This window comes from Bacteroidales bacterium (assembly GCA_041671145.1).
In the GTDB taxonomy this organism is placed as follows: Bacteria; Bacteroidota; Bacteroidia; order Bacteroidales; family JAHJDW01; genus JAQUPB01.
Genome location: JBAZBZ010000005.1, coordinates 24,078 through 39,874, shown reverse-complemented (window position 1 = coordinate 39,874; position 15,797 = coordinate 24,078). Strand labels below are relative to the sequence as shown.

At 30.7% G+C, this 15,797-nt stretch carries 15 protein-coding genes; 4 read left to right on the top strand and 11 right to left on the bottom strand.

Annotation, left to right across the window (positions count from 1 at the left end):
* Window positions 1-48 precede the first annotated feature (48 nt).
* Window positions 49-1,737: a sulfatase-like hydrolase/transferase gene (locus tag WC223_02900; GenBank protein ID MFA6923179.1), complete on the bottom strand. Its 1,689-nt coding sequence runs from the start codon at window positions 1,735-1,737 to the stop codon at window positions 49-51.
* The gene (locus tag WC223_02895) at window positions 1,734-2,537 is read right to left on the bottom strand and encodes a hypothetical protein (GenBank protein MFA6923178.1); all 804 of its coding nucleotides are present in this window, start codon (window positions 2,535-2,537) and stop codon (window positions 1,734-1,736) included. Before WC223_02895 ends, WC223_02900 begins: the two co-directional genes overlap by 4 nt.
* 158 nt (window positions 2,538-2,695) lie before the next feature.
* Here WC223_02895 and WC223_02890 point away from each other — a divergent pair, with 158 nt between their 5' ends.
* Window positions 2,696-5,026, top strand: coding sequence for a hypothetical protein (locus WC223_02890; GenBank protein ID MFA6923177.1), 2,331 nt, complete (start codon window positions 2,696-2,698; stop codon window positions 5,024-5,026).
* Window positions 5,027-5,152: 126 nt separating this feature from the next.
* Here the strand turns inward: WC223_02890 and WC223_02885 are convergent, their stop codons facing one another.
* The 9 genes from WC223_02885 to WC223_02845 form a co-directional block, all read right to left on the bottom strand.
* Window positions 5,153-5,890 (bottom strand): geranylgeranylglyceryl/heptaprenylglyceryl phosphate synthase, encoded by a 738-nt coding sequence (locus WC223_02885; GenBank protein MFA6923176.1) that lies wholly within the window; start codon window positions 5,888-5,890, stop codon window positions 5,153-5,155.
* Between the two features lie 11 nt (window positions 5,891-5,901).
* The gene (locus tag WC223_02880; protein MFA6923175.1) at window positions 5,902-6,363 is read right to left on the bottom strand and encodes a YbhB/YbcL family Raf kinase inhibitor-like protein; all 462 of its coding nucleotides are present in this window, start codon (window positions 6,361-6,363) and stop codon (window positions 5,902-5,904) included.
* Between the two features lie 204 nt (window positions 6,364-6,567).
* Window positions 6,568-8,193: a SpoVR family protein gene (locus WC223_02875; GenBank protein ID MFA6923174.1), complete on the bottom strand. Its 1,626-nt coding sequence runs from the start codon at window positions 8,191-8,193 to the stop codon at window positions 6,568-6,570.
* 97 nt (window positions 8,194-8,290) lie between these two features.
* On the bottom strand, window positions 8,291-9,664 hold the full coding sequence (locus WC223_02870) for a DUF444 family protein (GenBank protein ID MFA6923173.1): 1,374 nt from the start codon (window positions 9,662-9,664) through the stop codon (window positions 8,291-8,293).
* A 17-nt stretch (window positions 9,665-9,681) separates the two neighbouring features.
* Window positions 9,682-10,047 carry a DUF86 domain-containing protein gene (locus WC223_02865; GenBank protein ID MFA6923172.1) on the bottom strand — a complete coding sequence of 122 codons (366 nt, stop codon included), beginning with the start codon at window positions 10,045-10,047 and terminating at the stop codon, window positions 9,682-9,684.
* Window positions 10,028-10,342 carry a nucleotidyltransferase domain-containing protein gene (locus WC223_02860; protein MFA6923171.1) on the bottom strand — a complete coding sequence of 105 codons (315 nt, stop codon included), beginning with the start codon at window positions 10,340-10,342 and terminating at the stop codon, window positions 10,028-10,030. The genes WC223_02865 and WC223_02860 overlap by 20 nt, the downstream gene beginning before the upstream one ends.
* 7 nt (window positions 10,343-10,349) lie before the next feature.
* On the bottom strand, window positions 10,350-10,520 hold the full coding sequence (locus tag WC223_02855; GenBank protein MFA6923170.1) for a hypothetical protein: 171 nt from the start codon (window positions 10,518-10,520) through the stop codon (window positions 10,350-10,352).
* 257 nt (window positions 10,521-10,777) lie between these two features.
* Window positions 10,778-12,850, bottom strand: coding sequence for a hypothetical protein (locus tag WC223_02850; GenBank protein ID MFA6923169.1), 2,073 nt, complete (start codon window positions 12,848-12,850; stop codon window positions 10,778-10,780).
* Between the two features lie 158 nt (window positions 12,851-13,008).
* Window positions 13,009-13,458: a hypothetical protein gene (locus WC223_02845; GenBank protein MFA6923168.1), complete on the bottom strand. Its 450-nt coding sequence runs from the start codon at window positions 13,456-13,458 to the stop codon at window positions 13,009-13,011.
* Window positions 13,459-13,567: 109 nt separating this feature from the next.
* On the opposite strand from WC223_02845, the gene WC223_02840 reads away from it, so the two are divergent.
* The 3 genes from WC223_02840 (at window position 13,568) to gmk (ending at window position 15,417) form a co-directional block, all read left to right on the top strand.
* Window positions 13,568-14,443: a YicC/YloC family endoribonuclease gene (locus tag WC223_02840; protein ID MFA6923167.1), complete on the top strand. Its 876-nt coding sequence runs from the start codon at window positions 13,568-13,570 to the stop codon at window positions 14,441-14,443.
* A gap of 42 nt (window positions 14,444-14,485) precedes the next feature.
* Window positions 14,486-14,758 (top strand): DUF202 domain-containing protein, encoded by a 273-nt coding sequence (locus WC223_02835; GenBank protein ID MFA6923166.1) that lies wholly within the window; start codon window positions 14,486-14,488, stop codon window positions 14,756-14,758.
* Window positions 14,759-14,847: 89 nt separating this feature from the next.
* On the top strand, window positions 14,848-15,417 hold the full coding sequence (gene gmk, locus WC223_02830; GenBank protein MFA6923165.1) for a guanylate kinase: 570 nt from the start codon (window positions 14,848-14,850) through the stop codon (window positions 15,415-15,417).
* The last annotated feature ends 380 nt before the right edge of the window (window positions 15,418-15,797 follow it).

The window sequence follows — 15,797 nt, the reverse complement described above, 5'->3', positions numbered from 1 at the left end:
AAACCCTGCAAGGGTTTAAAACCCTTGCAGGGTTTGGCAATAATTCTATTATTTTTTGCACTGTAATTGCGTTTTTGCTTTTAGTTCTTCATATTTTAATTCCCCTACTTTTCTTTCTCTTACTATAAATTTTTCGGAAAATATGCTTTTGCCGGCATCATAATCTTTATAATTTAATTTTGCCAAATCGGATACAGAGTATATTAAATTTTCAGTTGAATATGGTCTTGTTGTGTCAACAGAAATAGCAACTTCTTTTTTAAACTCTTCCGAACGCCATAGTATAAAAGGTATTTCACACATATAACTTGACTTGTGGGAAAAAGTATGTCCGTAATATTCTCTGAAATTATAAACTTCTTCTCCATGGTCGGGCATATAAAGTACAAATGAAAATTTTTCGGATTTTTTAATTTTACCGATAATTGATGAAACCACAAAATCATTATATAATACCGAATTATCGTATTCATTAACAATCTTTTTTTCGTCATTTTTCAAATTATCTTTTACCAGATATAAATTTTTATTGTTATCAAAAGCCGCAAAAAAAGGAGGATATCTTTTATCATATATTGGATGACTTCCCATCAAATGAATAAAAATCATTTTATTCTTCTTTGTTTTATCTGTTAAAATTTTATCAAGATATTTAAGTGCGATTTCATCAAAAATAGAATTATTATAAAACCATGTATCATCAGAATTTGTTATATAAAAATGTTTTGCTTTTTTTGAAATTATTCCTGTATTCTCCCATTTACCCACGGAAATCTGATTTTCGAGCCAATATGTTTCGAAGCCAGCATTATTAAATAATTCAATTATTGAAGGTTTTTCAAAGTAAGGTTTTATATTTTCATTATCGGCAAAAGTTAATAAACATCTCATCACTTCAAGTGTATGTGTGTGCGGAGAAATCACATCATTATAAACGAGAAGTTCGTTTTTAATTTTTTCAAGTAAGGGGTTTGTTTTTCTTTTATATCCATATAAAGACAAATGATGTTTTGATAACGCCTCTCCAATTATAATCACAAATGTCTTGTCTTCATTATTTGGCAAAGAAGTTGTAACAATAAAATTTTTTACATTTCTTTTGCTTTCATATTCTTTATATTTTATTATTATTTTTCTGAAATAATAAAAGCTTCTATAGAAATCCAGAGTGTAATTATTTTTTGCAATATTTTCATTTTTTAAAAAAAAAACAAGGCATAACAATAAAGCAATTCCAGTGTATTTATACTTTAATATTAACAATTTTTTATTTTTTATGATTGCGAATGAAATAAGCTTTTTATTTCCGAAACCGAGAATACTTTTTTTCGAAAAGACAAGATAAGCAACCGAAGGCAAAACGTAAATCAGTAATATGATTATTGCTTTTGCAGATAAATACCCACTCACAAACTCGGATGATTCATTAAAATTTGTTTCAAATACTATAAAAAAATTTGAACCTTTTATCAGAGTTCCGTCAATTATTATGTATGATAAAACAATAATAGAAGGAACTATGACAACAATATAAAATAATGATAAAAATATTTTTCTGCTTATTCCATCAAAATTAAGTGAAATAAGATAAACAAATGCTCCTATTAATAAAGATAAAGCTAACCTTAATATAAAATCATTAACCGTGATGCCATCTGCATATAAACATGCAATTACAGGAAAGCACACCGCATATAAAATAAATGCCAAATCATATTTTCTTTCAAATATTCTCATATATAGCTTTTCGTAATGTCTTTAACCAAAATTACTTTTACATTCTTTATTGACTTATATCTTTTATAAAAGAAATTATTCCAGAATTTATTACTTTCAAGGTTCCATATTAAAAAATCGTAATTGGGAAAATGTTTCATAAAAACAAGCTGCTCCGAATAACTTGATATTGCGCATACTCTGCTTTTATCAAGAATCGCACATGTTTTTTTATAATAATCATTTGCGAGAGAATCTGAAATAGTAAAAGGGTTGAAAGTAAAAATATAATAGCTTGTATAAAATCCCGAATCGGTAAAATGTGTTAGTAAAACAGGATTTGAAGATTCAACTATTAAATTGTTTTTTATATTAAATTTTTTGCAAATACCATTGAGATTATTCAAAGCTTCAATGTAATTAGTGGAATCAAGATTTTTAAAATCCAACCAGTAAAAAGTTTCTTCGGGATTTTTAATGTTTTTTATCAAGTCATCCAAACAAAGATTTATTGATGGTTTTGGCGCATGAAATACATCAAAACAATTTTTTTTGCTATCAAAATTTACATCAATTTCAATTCCGTTATATTTTTCGCAAACTTCAAAATAGCGTTGAATGCCGTCAACTCTATGAACCCAGTTTATATTATTGAAGCTTATGTTTGATGCTGTTCCTTTACCCGTGTAATAAGGTATTTTCAACTCAGTTCGTGATTCAATATATATTTTTTTTAAATAACCACGACTCCTGAATAACCAAGCCATAGCTAAAATTATAATTAAAATAAATATCACTACAATGATTTTTTTTATTGACATATTAAATCGTTTTATCATTAACAAAATTAACAAAGAATTTAAATGTACTTCAAAATAAAGTAAGTAAATTTGATTTTTAATATTTGAAAAAGGAAGATAAAATTTATTTGGAGTTATTTTGCATAAATAATATCTTTACAATATAAAACACAAAATTTATGGCAAAGCCGAAGAAAAAAATAAAAGTAAAAAAAATCGAAAATTTCGAAGATGTTCAAGGTAGAGGTAAACGCCTCGAAGTATTGATAAACCTGAGCAATGATATTCGCGAAAAAGAAAACCGGTTGCCGATTCTCTTTAACGATTTTCTTTATTACGTGGCAGACCAGCCCGAACTCGCACTCAGAAATATTTTTCAGTTATTCTACGATATGGTTAATTACTATGTCCCTGAAGGTAAAGATGAATATGAGGTTTCAAATGATTCAATAGGTTTTGTTCAATATGATTTTTCAAAAATGTTTGTAAAGGATTGTGATGACCCTTTCTTTGCCGACCGCTTGTTTGCAAATCGTTTCATTAATCTTGCAAAAAGTTTTAAAAAAGGAATACAAAACAATCATATTTATCTTTTTGAAGGACCTCCGGGAAGCGGCAAAAGTACTTTTCTTAATAATCTTCTTCTGAAACTCGAATCATATACAAAAGCTCCTGAAGGTTTTATGTTTGAAACATACTGGAGATTAGATGTTGATAAAATCACCAATTTTCAGGAATTTCAAAATCAAATAAATCTTTTTTGCAAAGAAGAAATAAGTAAAAACAATGATAGGCAATCATCAGAAGAATATCTGAAAACTACTCATCCGAAAAAGTTTTTGGATATTTCATGTCCGAGCCACGACCATCCTATTCTTCAAATACCAAAGGCATTCAGAAAAAAATTTATTGATGAACTTATTTCTGATGAAAAATTTAAAAATAAAATTTTTAATGATAAAGAATTTGAATGGATATTAAAGGATTCGCCTTGCCATATCTGCAGCTCTATTTATAATAATTTAATAAACAAAGTTTGTGACCCGCTGGAAATTTTCAATATGATTAATGCACGAAGAATGGATTTCAGCAGGCAATTCGGAAGCGGCATAAGCGTTTATAATCCCGGAGATGAGGTTCTTAAAAATCCGATAGCAAATCCCACATTGCAAAAAAATATAAATGAATTATTTAAAAACGATGAAATAAAATATATTCATTCTCATCTCGCAAGCACTAATAACGGCGTTCATACAATCATGGACATCAAAGAACACAACGTGGAAAGATTGATGGCTTTGCACGGTATAATAAGTGATGGAATTCACAAAGTTGAGCTTGTTGAAGAAAGAATAAAAACTTTATTCGTTGGCTTGATAAATCCTGAAGACAAACGACATTATGAAAATGTAAAATCATTTCAGGACAGAATTATTACCGTTAATATTCCTTATATTCTTGATTATAATACCGAAGTTGAAATTTATAAAAACAAATTCGGCGAATCGGCTATTTCAAAATTTTTACCGAGAGTATTAAGTAATTTTGCAAAAATTATTGTTTCCACAAGATTAAATTTAGATTCACCCTCAATAAATCGATGGATACAGGATTCTGAGAAATACAGAAAATATATCGACAGAAATTTGTTGTTATTGAAAATGGACATTTATACCGGCAAAATACCCACATGGCTTTCCGAAGAAGATATAAAAACTTTCGACAGGCAAACAAGAAAAGAAATAATTGCCGATTCTGAAAATGAAGGTACAAGAGGCATTTCAGGGCGTCAATCACTTAATGTTTTTAATTCTTTCATTTCAAAATACACAAAAACAGGAAAACCTATAACAATGGATATGGTAAAATCATTTTTCCTGCAAGACAGCGAAAAGCTTACTGATTACATTCCCGATGGATTTGTTCAATCGCTTGAGGACTTATATGATTTCAATGTATTGCAGGAAGTGAAAGAAGCAATGTATTATTTCAACGAAACCCAGATTTCAAACGATATTCAGGATTACCTGTTTGCAATAAATTATGAAATTGGCGAAACTGTTAAATGTACTAATACAGGACACTTAATTGAAATCACTGATAATTTTTTCAAAAACTTTGAAGCAATGTTTCTCGGAACAACAAGCTCGGAAGAACAAAGAATACAATTCAGAAAAGATATGCAAAGCGAATATGTTTCAAAAACATTATCGCAGGAAATAAAACTTCAGGGAAAGAAAATCACTGATACCGAACAATACAAAAATCTTTTGAGCAAATTTACAAGAAACTTGAAAGAAAATTCTTTAACTCCATATATTGATAACGCTAATTTCCGCAGGGGAATAATAGATTTCGGCTCGCAAACTTTCAATGCTTATGACGAAAAACTCAAAAAGGAAATTAAAATGCTTATCACAAATCTTAAATGTAAATTCGGCTATACGCAAGACGGAGCAAAACAAATTTGTGTTTACGTGCTGGATAAAGATTTAGCAAGAAAATATTGATAAAAATTTATGATACCTTATAAACTCTGACAGGTCTGACGACTCTGTCAGGAGATTGGCTCAACAGATTAAAAACCTGTTAGTTTTGTGCTTTTGAGCTAAGATTGGTATAAATCCAGCAGCAAATTATACCATTTTCAAAGCATCAGAAATATTTCTAATGAGCGGAAAGTTTTCTTCAATTGCATTTCCAACCACAATAATATCGGCACCAGCTTTACAGCATTCAACGGCTTTTTCGGGAGTTTTTATTCCTCCACCTATAACTAAAGGAACAGAAATATTTTGTTTTACTTTTGAAATCATTTTGGTTGAAATTGTACTTGCAGCACCGCTTCCGGCATCCATATATATCATTTTCAAACCGAGCATTTCTCCTGCCATTGCTGTACACATTGCAATTTCATCTTTATCACAAGGAATAGGAAATGAATTGCTCATGTATAAAGCGGTAGTTGCTTTTCCGCTGTCAATAAGCATATAACCGGTAGGAATAGTTTCGAGTCCAAATGCTTTGATGTACGGGGCAGCAATAACGTGCTTCCCGATAAGCATTTCAGCATTTCTGCCCGAAATAAGCGAAAGGAAAAGTATTCCGTCAGCATTTTGGTTTATCTGTAAATTATTTCCGGGGAAAATCAATACAGGAATTTCAGAATTTTGCTTTAAAATTTTAATGCAGTGAGCAAAATTATCATTAGTGAGTAAACTTCCGCCAACAAAGAAAAAATCAACTTCTGCCTCAATCGCGGTTTTTGAAATTTTTGAAATTTCTTCTTTTTCTAATTTATCGGGGTCAATTAAAACAGCAAATTGCTTTTTATTTTTCTTAATGTTTTCAAGTATTTTAGAATAAATGCTCATTTATAAAAATTTTATTTTCTTTTATACTTTCCGATTAATTCACCTTGAGCTAATATATGTCCTTCCATCGCTTTCAGGAGTTGTTCTTTTGTTGTAGCTGCTTTTAAATTCATTTCACAATCCAATGCATAAATTTTAAAAAAGTATCTGTGTGTTCCACCGGGAGGACAAGGACCGCCATAACCGCTTTTACCAAAATCAGTTGTACCCTGTATAATTTTGTTTCCCAAAACTGCGTCCTTCTTCATTCCTTCCTTTAATTCTTTTACATTTGAAGGAATATTGAATATCACCCAATGCACCCATGTTTTCATTGGTGCATCGGGGTCATCGCAGATTATTGCGAATGTTTTTGCCTTTTCTGGAACTGAATCCCATGATAACGGAGGTGAAACATTTTCGCCGTCGCATGAAAATTTTGCGGGCATCATTTCACCATCATTAAATCCGTTGCTTTTTAAAACAATTTTCATAGATAAAGTGTCAGTTGTTTTTTTATTTGATTTTTGTGAGCCTGCACAAAAAATATTTAAAAATGAAAAAAATAGAATAATTATTTTTAGATTTATTTTTAACATATTCGGAAGTATTTTTTACCGCAAAGTTGCTAAGACACAAAGAAATCGCAAAAAAACTTAATGACTTAGTTTCTTTGTAGCATTTTATTCAAGTTATTTTTACAAGTAAACTTTATTTATGTTTTTATCTTGATATGTATAAAGTACTTTTCTGTATTCAAATTTTTCTTCCTGTGATTCTTCTGCATCAAAAAGCTGGTTTTGTTCTTTTTTAATAATTTCGGTGGTTTCGAGTTGAACTTGTCCGCCCCATAAATATGAAATACCAAGCATTGTATCTGGAATAAAATCTTTTATTAATTGTTTGCCTTCAAATTTATGTTCAAGATAAATTTTTTCATCGGTAGTTTTTTTTGTATTCACTGTTATAGAAGGCGGATGATAAAGTGAATCAAGCAGCATTTTTTTATAATCTTCGGCTTTGCGGCTTTTTACATAATATTCGTAAGTATTTCTTTGCGGATTATAACGTATGCCGACAACAAACAAGCCATGCATATCAACAAAATCCTGATTAACGAAAGTATTGATGAGCATGAAGTCGGAGAAATTTTTTCTTATTTCAAATATTGCTGCGTTACCTTTTTTTGTTTTTTTATCATAACTTCCGCGTTCATCAATATTTTGGAGCTTTTGAAAATCATAATTAAGTTTTCCTTTATCGGCAAGCATTTCAATATACTGAATCAATCTCAAGCCAATAGCATACGGATTCAACCCGATACGACTTATTGAAGTAACACCTGCATTTAATTTTGCATATCCTATTTCATGTCCTTTAATTCTGTTATCGGAAATGAAAAGTCGGTCGTGCCAGTAACTTGCCCATCCTTCGTTTAGTATTTTCGTTCTTATTTGCGGAGCAAAATATAATGCAGTATTTCTCACAACACTCATCACAGATTTCATCCAGCCGTTGCTATCCTTTTTTAAAAATGGGGAATTATCTTTAATAAATTCCATCACATCTATTGCTTCGTGTTTTTCAACTTCACCAAAACGTTCATATAACGCCTGAAATTCGGGGTGTTTAATTTTTACTTCTGTGAAAAACAGTATCTCTCCCATTTCTCCCTGTTTTTCTATGAAGTTATTAAATTTTTCAACTTCCTTGAAAATTTCATTTGCAGGCATTTTAATTTTTTCCTGCAAAAACGTAGCAAAATAATATTTTACTTTTGTTGATGTTTCAATGTTTTTGGGGAAATTTTGAAGCGATAAAATTTTAAAATATCCTGTAAGATTATCAATATTTCTGCTGAATTCAATCACATAATCAAGCCAGCGTCCATGTTCGCTCCGTAAACTTGCAATAAGCCGCTTATCGGCAAGTGCCTGTCCCACAAAATCATCATTCCATGTTTTTTCAAATAAAATATTATTCTGAAAACAATCAATATGTGCGAGAACATGATAAAAAATCATTATGTTCATCCAATCGGGATTATTGTCGTTGTAAAATGAAATTGCCGGACGTGAATTTATTACCGTTTCATAAGGATTATTAGGATAAAGCGAATACTTCCCTTTTTCTTTGAGAACTTCAACATCGTTAACCCAGTAATCGTACAAAGTCGGAATCATAACTTTCGGATGAAGTTCAAGCATATCGGAGTTCGAAACAATATATTCAAGTGATTCGTTGTCGAACTTAAGTCCGGCTCCACGAGCCCTGACTTTGCATTCCTCCATTATTTTTTTTGTATGTTGTCCTATTAATTCCATTAAAAGATTGAAAAATTAAAAGATTAAAAAAATTAAAGATTTACAAGTTTTTAAATATTTAATAAAAAAATGCCACAGATTCACAGATTTTAAAAAATCACCCCACCAACTTTTTTATTCCCTCAATAATCCTATCTTCTGTTCCTTCTTCTGCGGAGAAGCCGTCAATTCTTACCAACTGCGGTTTTTCTTTTAATATTCCCGAATTTTCAAAATTAATCTCAACTACAGTATTGTTTTCTCCCGACCACGAATTTTTTGCAACAGTTATTCCTATTCTGTTTGCATAAAGTGTCATTTTGTCTATTGCATCTAAAAGTTCTTTTCCATCGGTATCCCAGTCATCACCATCGGTTCCGTGAAAAACATAAATATTATAATCTTTTGCCAAACGTTCTTCTTCCACAATTTTATTTACAAGCTGAAAAGCAGGAGCAACGCGTGTTCCGCCTGCAATCTGCGAACGATAATAAGTGTAAAAATCAGGAACTTCTTTTGCTTCGGTATCGTGTAAAATAAATCGAGTTACAACATTATTCTGATATTGAAACATAAGCCAGCTGTAAATAAGCAAATGCTGTGTTGTTACAACTTCAGTTGGTTTTCCCTGCATCGAACCGGAATAATCGCGAAGGAAAAAAACCACTGCCTGCGTTTCAAAATCTTTTTCTCTTGAAAGAATTCTGTAAACGTAATCCTGCGGACTTGCCAGCAGGTCTTCGCCCGAGAATTGTTTTATTCCATCTATTTTTCCGAGTTGAATATTGGTTTCTATTATTTTTTTTAAAGTTGCCTTTTTATCAAGCACCTGACCAAAACCGCGATTAATATCGGTAAGGTCGTAAGTATATTTTGAAAACGAACGTTTTTTTCCTTTATCTTTTAGATTCGGTAATTCAAATTTTTCAGTAAGCACTCTACCTAAATCAAATGCTTCCTGACTCATATCGTGGTCGCCGCCTTCACCCTGGCCTGCGCCTTGTGCATCGCCTTCGCCCTGCTGAGGTTGTGCTTGTTGTTCACCTATTACTTCACCTTCTTCGCCTTCGCCGTTGCCACCGGTTTCGTTTTCTTCGGTTATTGAATCGTCGTGATAAAATTTTGGCTCGGTAGTAGATGGAACAACAACAACTTTTCCTTTATCGCCTTTGCCTGGTTTAACAAGTTTGCCAATTCTAATTCTTCGTGGAAACCCGTCTGCTTCTCTTTTTTTGTCTTTGTCAAGAAGTTCATCAAGAGTTCTTAAAGAAGTGCGTACAAAATCTTTTTCAAAATCGGGTTTTATTTTCTGAAAAACTTCCAAATCATTTTGAGAATATAATCCTTGAAAACTGGGCTTTTCGGGAATTTTACCCTTGCTGTTTTCAAAAGATTTTATGATTTCTATTTCGCGGTTTATTAATTTTTCCTGCTCCTTTGAAAGACCTGACTTTTTGAGTTTATTGTATGTTTTTAAGTATTTTTTTTGCATTTATTAAATAGTAAGTTTCAGAATAAATTCTTTTGATTATACTTTTCTTCGTTTTTAATTATTTTTTCAATATCAATTTTAAGTTGTGGTATTTTATTTTTTGCAACATCCCAAACAATGTTATAGTTTATACCAAAATAATCGTGAATAAGCTTATCCCGCATTCCGGCAAGTTGCTTCCATTCTATTTCATTCCATTTCTTTTTAAAATCAATATCCGTTTTCTTTGTAGCTTCGCCAATAATCTCAATACTTCTGACAATAGCTCTTTTCATTATTTCATTTTTCAAAAAATCATTTTTATCTACATCTTTAGTTGTAGAAATAATAAAAGTACATTCTTCAAGTATATGTAATATGTAACTAATCTGTAATTTGCACATATTTTATATCTTTTAAAATTCGTGAAGAAATATACGGACTCAATGAATTCTTAGTAACAACTTCAACTTTTTTCCCTTTAAATAATTTATCAAATAAAAAACAAAGATTTATAAAATTATCAAAAGTTTCTTTATCGCTATCGAAGCTTACTAAAATATCAATATCACTTTTTGATGTTTGCTTATCCTTTGCAAACGAGCCAAACAAACCAATTTCATTAATACCGAATTTTTTTATGTTTTGTTTTTCGGCAATAATTGTTGAGATAATTATATTTTTATTTAAGGTTTTCATTAATAATTTAAGGTTTAATTTCTTCTTTATCTTTTACTATCTGTTCATACTTTAAATATTTTTCGCTTCTTGAGATTTTTACAGTATTTTTTTTCGATTTAAAATATTCAACAATTTCTGAAAAACGGGTAAGTTTATCAGATGTATTAATATTTATATTTTGTATTTGAGAATTCATATTTTTTAATAAACTTTCTACTTTGCGTCGCATCAAACATTTTAACAATTAATTAATTTTCTACTTGCGACGCTAAACTCTGTTATTTCTTTGCCCCCGTGCTAAAGCACGGGGTTACCAATATTTAAACCCTACGGGTTTTATTTCAATAAATTGACTTTAAAAACAAATTTTTAAACTATTCATTATTCACTATTAACTATTCTCTTCTTTCTCATGGCTCGAAACTCAAAGCTCGAAGCTTTTTTCAATTGTGTTTAATTTGCATCATCCTGTGTGCAGAAATACTCAATTGTTTTTTGAGCACAGGTTGTGCAATAGCCAAGTTTATTAACCATTGTATCAATCATCCTGTTATAAAGTTTTTGATTTTCTTCGTTGGTTCTGTTTGATAAAGCACCAACCAAACTGCCTGCTCCTGCAACATCAGATTTCAGACGAACATCGGTAACTGCTTTCACAAGGTCGTTGTTGTCCATGAAATTATAGTTAGGGTCGGTAATCATTTTTTGTCCGTATATCTTGGCAACTGTAGTTCTGTAACTTTGTTTCTGTTCTTCGTTTTTCAAACCCATACGCTCTTCAACGCTGTTGATAAATGTTTCGTCAATTTTCAGTGGAATGAGTTTATTTGTTTGCGGGTCGCGATATGTCCATATTTTATCGGGTCCGAGATTTTTAGCATCAATACCGATAATCATATTTACATAATTCATAACATCTCTTTCAACTGCATTTGGCTCGTCCATGTAGGCATTGAAAATTGTTGTCATTACATTTTTGCGATGCAATCCTTTTGCAATTTTCAAATCGTTGAAATATTTAATTCTGTCGTTTGCATCCTGAACATAATCAAGAATAACGCTTTCCAATGCTTTGAAAACATCGCCTGCGTACATACACTTACCTTCCTGCGTTTCCGAGCGTTCGAGTAAAATCTGAATTGCTCTTCCGAGGTTTCTGTGACCGAGACCTTTTTGCCCGAAACGCTTTGTAATATCGGGGTCGCGGTTTAGTTCGTCAATAACTTCGGCTAATGTTCTGATACTTTTTTCGCCTGCAACTTCACCGGCAGCGAGTTTCATCATTTCAACAGGAGTGAGTTTGTCGGATGAAGGCATACGTGAAAGTACTACCGACACTGAAATTCCATAATTCAAATTCGGGTCAATATGTAATTTATCACCGACAAATGTTGTTTTTTCCAAGCTGCCGAGGGAAAATGATGTTAATTCTTTTTGCATTTGGAAATTTGTATTATGTGACATATAGGTCAAGCGGCATCTGTCAACAATCGGTGCCTGTTCTTTTTCTTCAAGAAAACGGGCAAACTCCGAATTATTACTTGTTGCAACTATTAAAGTATCGAGAGGCCATTTGAATCCTTCGATTTCTATTGTTCTGTTTTGAATAACTCCGAGATAAACCTGAACAAGGTCGCGTTTGTTTTTGAAAACCTCATCGGCAAAGTGAATTCCGCCGCCGGCAACTCTTGCCAAAGCTCCTCTGCGTAAATCAAAGCGATAAGGATTATCGGTTTCGGCAATATGCAGAAGTCGTGAAATAGATTCTTCGCCGAGCAAATCAACAGCAGAAGAAGTTATTTTATCTTTTGCAGCATATTTTCCGGTAATAGTTCCGCGCGATTCACTAACCTGAACAGGAATTATATCAATAAAATCAAGTGTTTTATCAATATTTCCATCGCAATGATTTTTAATTTGATTAAAAATATAATATGTGCAAGCGCCAAGTGTTCTGTAATTTTTATAAAATTTTTCGATTTGTTTTTCGTCTGCACCGTTTTTTGCAAGGAATTCAACATTTTCGGCTTTTGTTTCAAAAAGATTCATTGCAAGAATCATGGGGTCTTCGAATGTTTGTGATTCTATACTTGTGATTTTGCCGTATCCGCCGAGTTGAGCAAGATTTTTAAATCGAAAAGTATATCTTTTATTTTGAGGAAGAGAAATAAATTCCCTGTACGTTTTGCAAAGAAAATCCACAAAAAATGTTTTACCATTGCCGGGTTCACCTATTAAAACATAAGCCATTTCCGCAGATGAGCCGCCTTCGGCAGCATCTTTCACAAAAGAAACAAAGCTATTGATTTCATCGAACATTCCGATTATATGTTTTTTTCCTTCGCGGAAAATTCTGAAGTCATAAGTACTTCTGCCATTAACGGTAACTTTTTCGATTTTTCTCGAATCCTCAAGTATCATTCTTGATACCGACTGAAAAACATTTTCGAAGCGACGCTCACCATTGATAACATCTTCTAGATGCAGAATTAAACTATTTTGTGAATTTTCATTTTTTTTAGCCATTGAAATTTCCTCCGATTATATTTTTGAATTTTTAAATTAATTTAATTTTCAATTATAAACTATATTTTACGTGATTTTTATGTTTAATGTTTCTATTGATGTTGATTGCTAAATTGCTAAATTGTTAAAAAAAACGACAATTTAACAATTAAGCAATATTATGCATGCATATATTTCAAATTTAAACAATATAAAATTACAAATAAAAAAGTTAATGCAAAATATGGAATTAATCCTCTTAAAACAGAATTAAATTCTAAAATCTGAGGAACCAAAAAAATGAAAGGTGTTAAAATAAAAGCAATTTTGGAAATCAGATAAAGATAAAACCCCATTTTACGGAGGTTCCACATTTTAATTGTTCCAATGATAGTAAAAAAACATAATACTATTGAGGTTATTGCAAAAACCGAACCTCCTGATAAAATATAAGAAATAAACTCATTGTGAACTGGCAATATGGAAAAATAATTTACAAGCTTTAAAGCAAGTAATGAAAATAAACCGCTTAATATCATTATGCAATTTCCTATAATTGTAAATATGCATAATAAGCTCAATAGTACTGGTCTTTTTTTTAGTTCATCAAGAGGATGAAGAATATTCATTATTTTATTAAAAATTATTTTATCAAAAATAGAAAAATTTGATTAAAGAATATATTTTATTAAAAAAATAAAGAGTATTTGCTAAATTTGGCTTTTAAAAATAAAATTTATGATAAAATCAATGACGGGTTTTGGTAAGACAATTTGCGAAAGTCCGAATTTTAAGGTAACTGTGGAAATAAAATCAGTTAATGGCAAACAATCCGACATAAAAATCCGCATGCCTTCAGTTTACAATGAAAAGGAAATTTTGTTACGTTCTTTAATTGCTCAATCACTCGAAAGAGGAAATATTGAATTAACTCTATATATTGGAAATTCGGCAGAAAATCCAAATTTTTCATTTAATAAAACGCTTGCTTTAAAATATTATTCAGAACTTAAATCTCTCGCAAAAGAAATTAATACTGAAAATAATACTGATTACATCGGATTAATAATGAAATTGCCTGATGTGTTGAAACCTGAAAAATCGGTAATTGATGAAAAAGAATGGGACATCATTTATAAAACAGTTGTAAAAGCGTTGGAAGAACTTGATAAATCAAGAAAAAATGAAGGTATAAAACTTGAAAGGGACTTCAGAAAAAGAATAGATTTTATTTTTAAACTTCTTAAAGAAATTGAAAAACTCGACCCAATAAGATTAAAAAGTATAAAGCAGCGGTTACGAAATAACCTGCTGGATGTAATTGATAAAAGTAAAATTGATGAAAATCGTTTGGAGCAGGAATTAGTTTTTTATATTGAAAAAATTGACATTACCGAAGAAAAAGTGCGGCTGAAGAGTCATTGCAATTACTTTTTAGAAACTTTAGTAGATAAAAATTCTCAGGGGAAAAAACTCGGTTTTATTTCGCAGGAAATGGGCAGGGAAATCAATACTCTTGGTTCAAAAGCAAATAATGCCGATATTCAGAAAAAAGTTGTTATTATGAAAGATGAGCTTGAAAAAATAAAAGAACAACTTATGAATGTACTTTAATAGTTTCCAGTTCACAGTTTTTAGTTTGCAGTTAAATAAAAAATGGAAGATTCAAAATTAATAGTTCGCGACCGTCTGGCAATTGACAGAACCAAACTTGCAAATGTAAGGACAATTCTGGCATATTCACGCACTGTAATTATGTTGCTTGCTTCAGGAATTACTTTAATAAAATTTTTTGAAAAGGAAATTTTTGTAATCATTTTAGGAATTTCATTAATCGTAATAGCTATAATTACCGGAGTTATCGGACTAATTAGTTATAATAAAATAAACAAAAAAATAAAATCATATTATTCTCTGGAAGAAAAATAATTTTTTTCAATAACCGGAAACTGAAGACTATAAACTGAAAACTTGCATTTAAAAAGTTAAACACAAAAATTTGAAAAAAAATATTTTAAATGAATAATAAGCTAATCATACTATCGGCGCCGTCGGGTTCGGGAAAAACAACAATTGCAAAACGTTTACTCGAATCGGGAATGAATCTTGAATTTTCGGTTTCGGCAACAAGCCGTCCTAAAAGATATTACGAAACAGAAGGAAAAGATTATTATTTTTTAAGTGCTGAAAACTTTAAAGAAAAAATTGATAATGGAGAATTTCTCGAATGGGTTGAAGTTTATAAAAATTGTTTTTACGGGACATTAAAATCGGAAGCTGACAGAATCTGGAATAATGGAAATAACATAGTTTTTGATGTTGATGTTATAGGAGGTGTTAATATTAAAAAATTATACAAAGAAAAAGCTTTATTGATTTTTATTATGCCACCTTCAATTGAAGTTCTTGAAGAACGCCTTAGAAAAAGAGGAACTGAAACCGAAAAAACTCTGAAAATAAGAATTGACAGAGCAAAAATGGAGCTGACTTATAAAGATAAATTTGATAAAATAATTATAAATGATGATTTGGAAACTGCGGTGAAAGAAACAATAACACTCGTGAAAGATTTCATTGATAAAAAATGAATTCTAAAAAAATCACAGCGAATTCTCAAAGAACCCATGCAAATTCTAAAATATGCTTGACATTAAATATTTTGTATCTATATTTGTTTAAAAAACAGCCACAGATTCACAGATTGATTTATGGTTATAGATATACTATAAGTATGATGAATGATGTATGAAGTACGAAATATGAAAATTCAGCAACTTAACAATTAAACAATTTAGCAATAAATTATATTTTATCTGTGAATCTGTGGCTTTTTTATTTTTTAAAATTATTTTTTCTTTGTGTCTCAGCGTCTTAGCGGTAAAGAAAAGTTTTTCAAAAACTCATGCAACTATTTAATAACTTATTTTGTCTTATAAAAAATACCGTTCGTATTTAAAATCAAAAAACT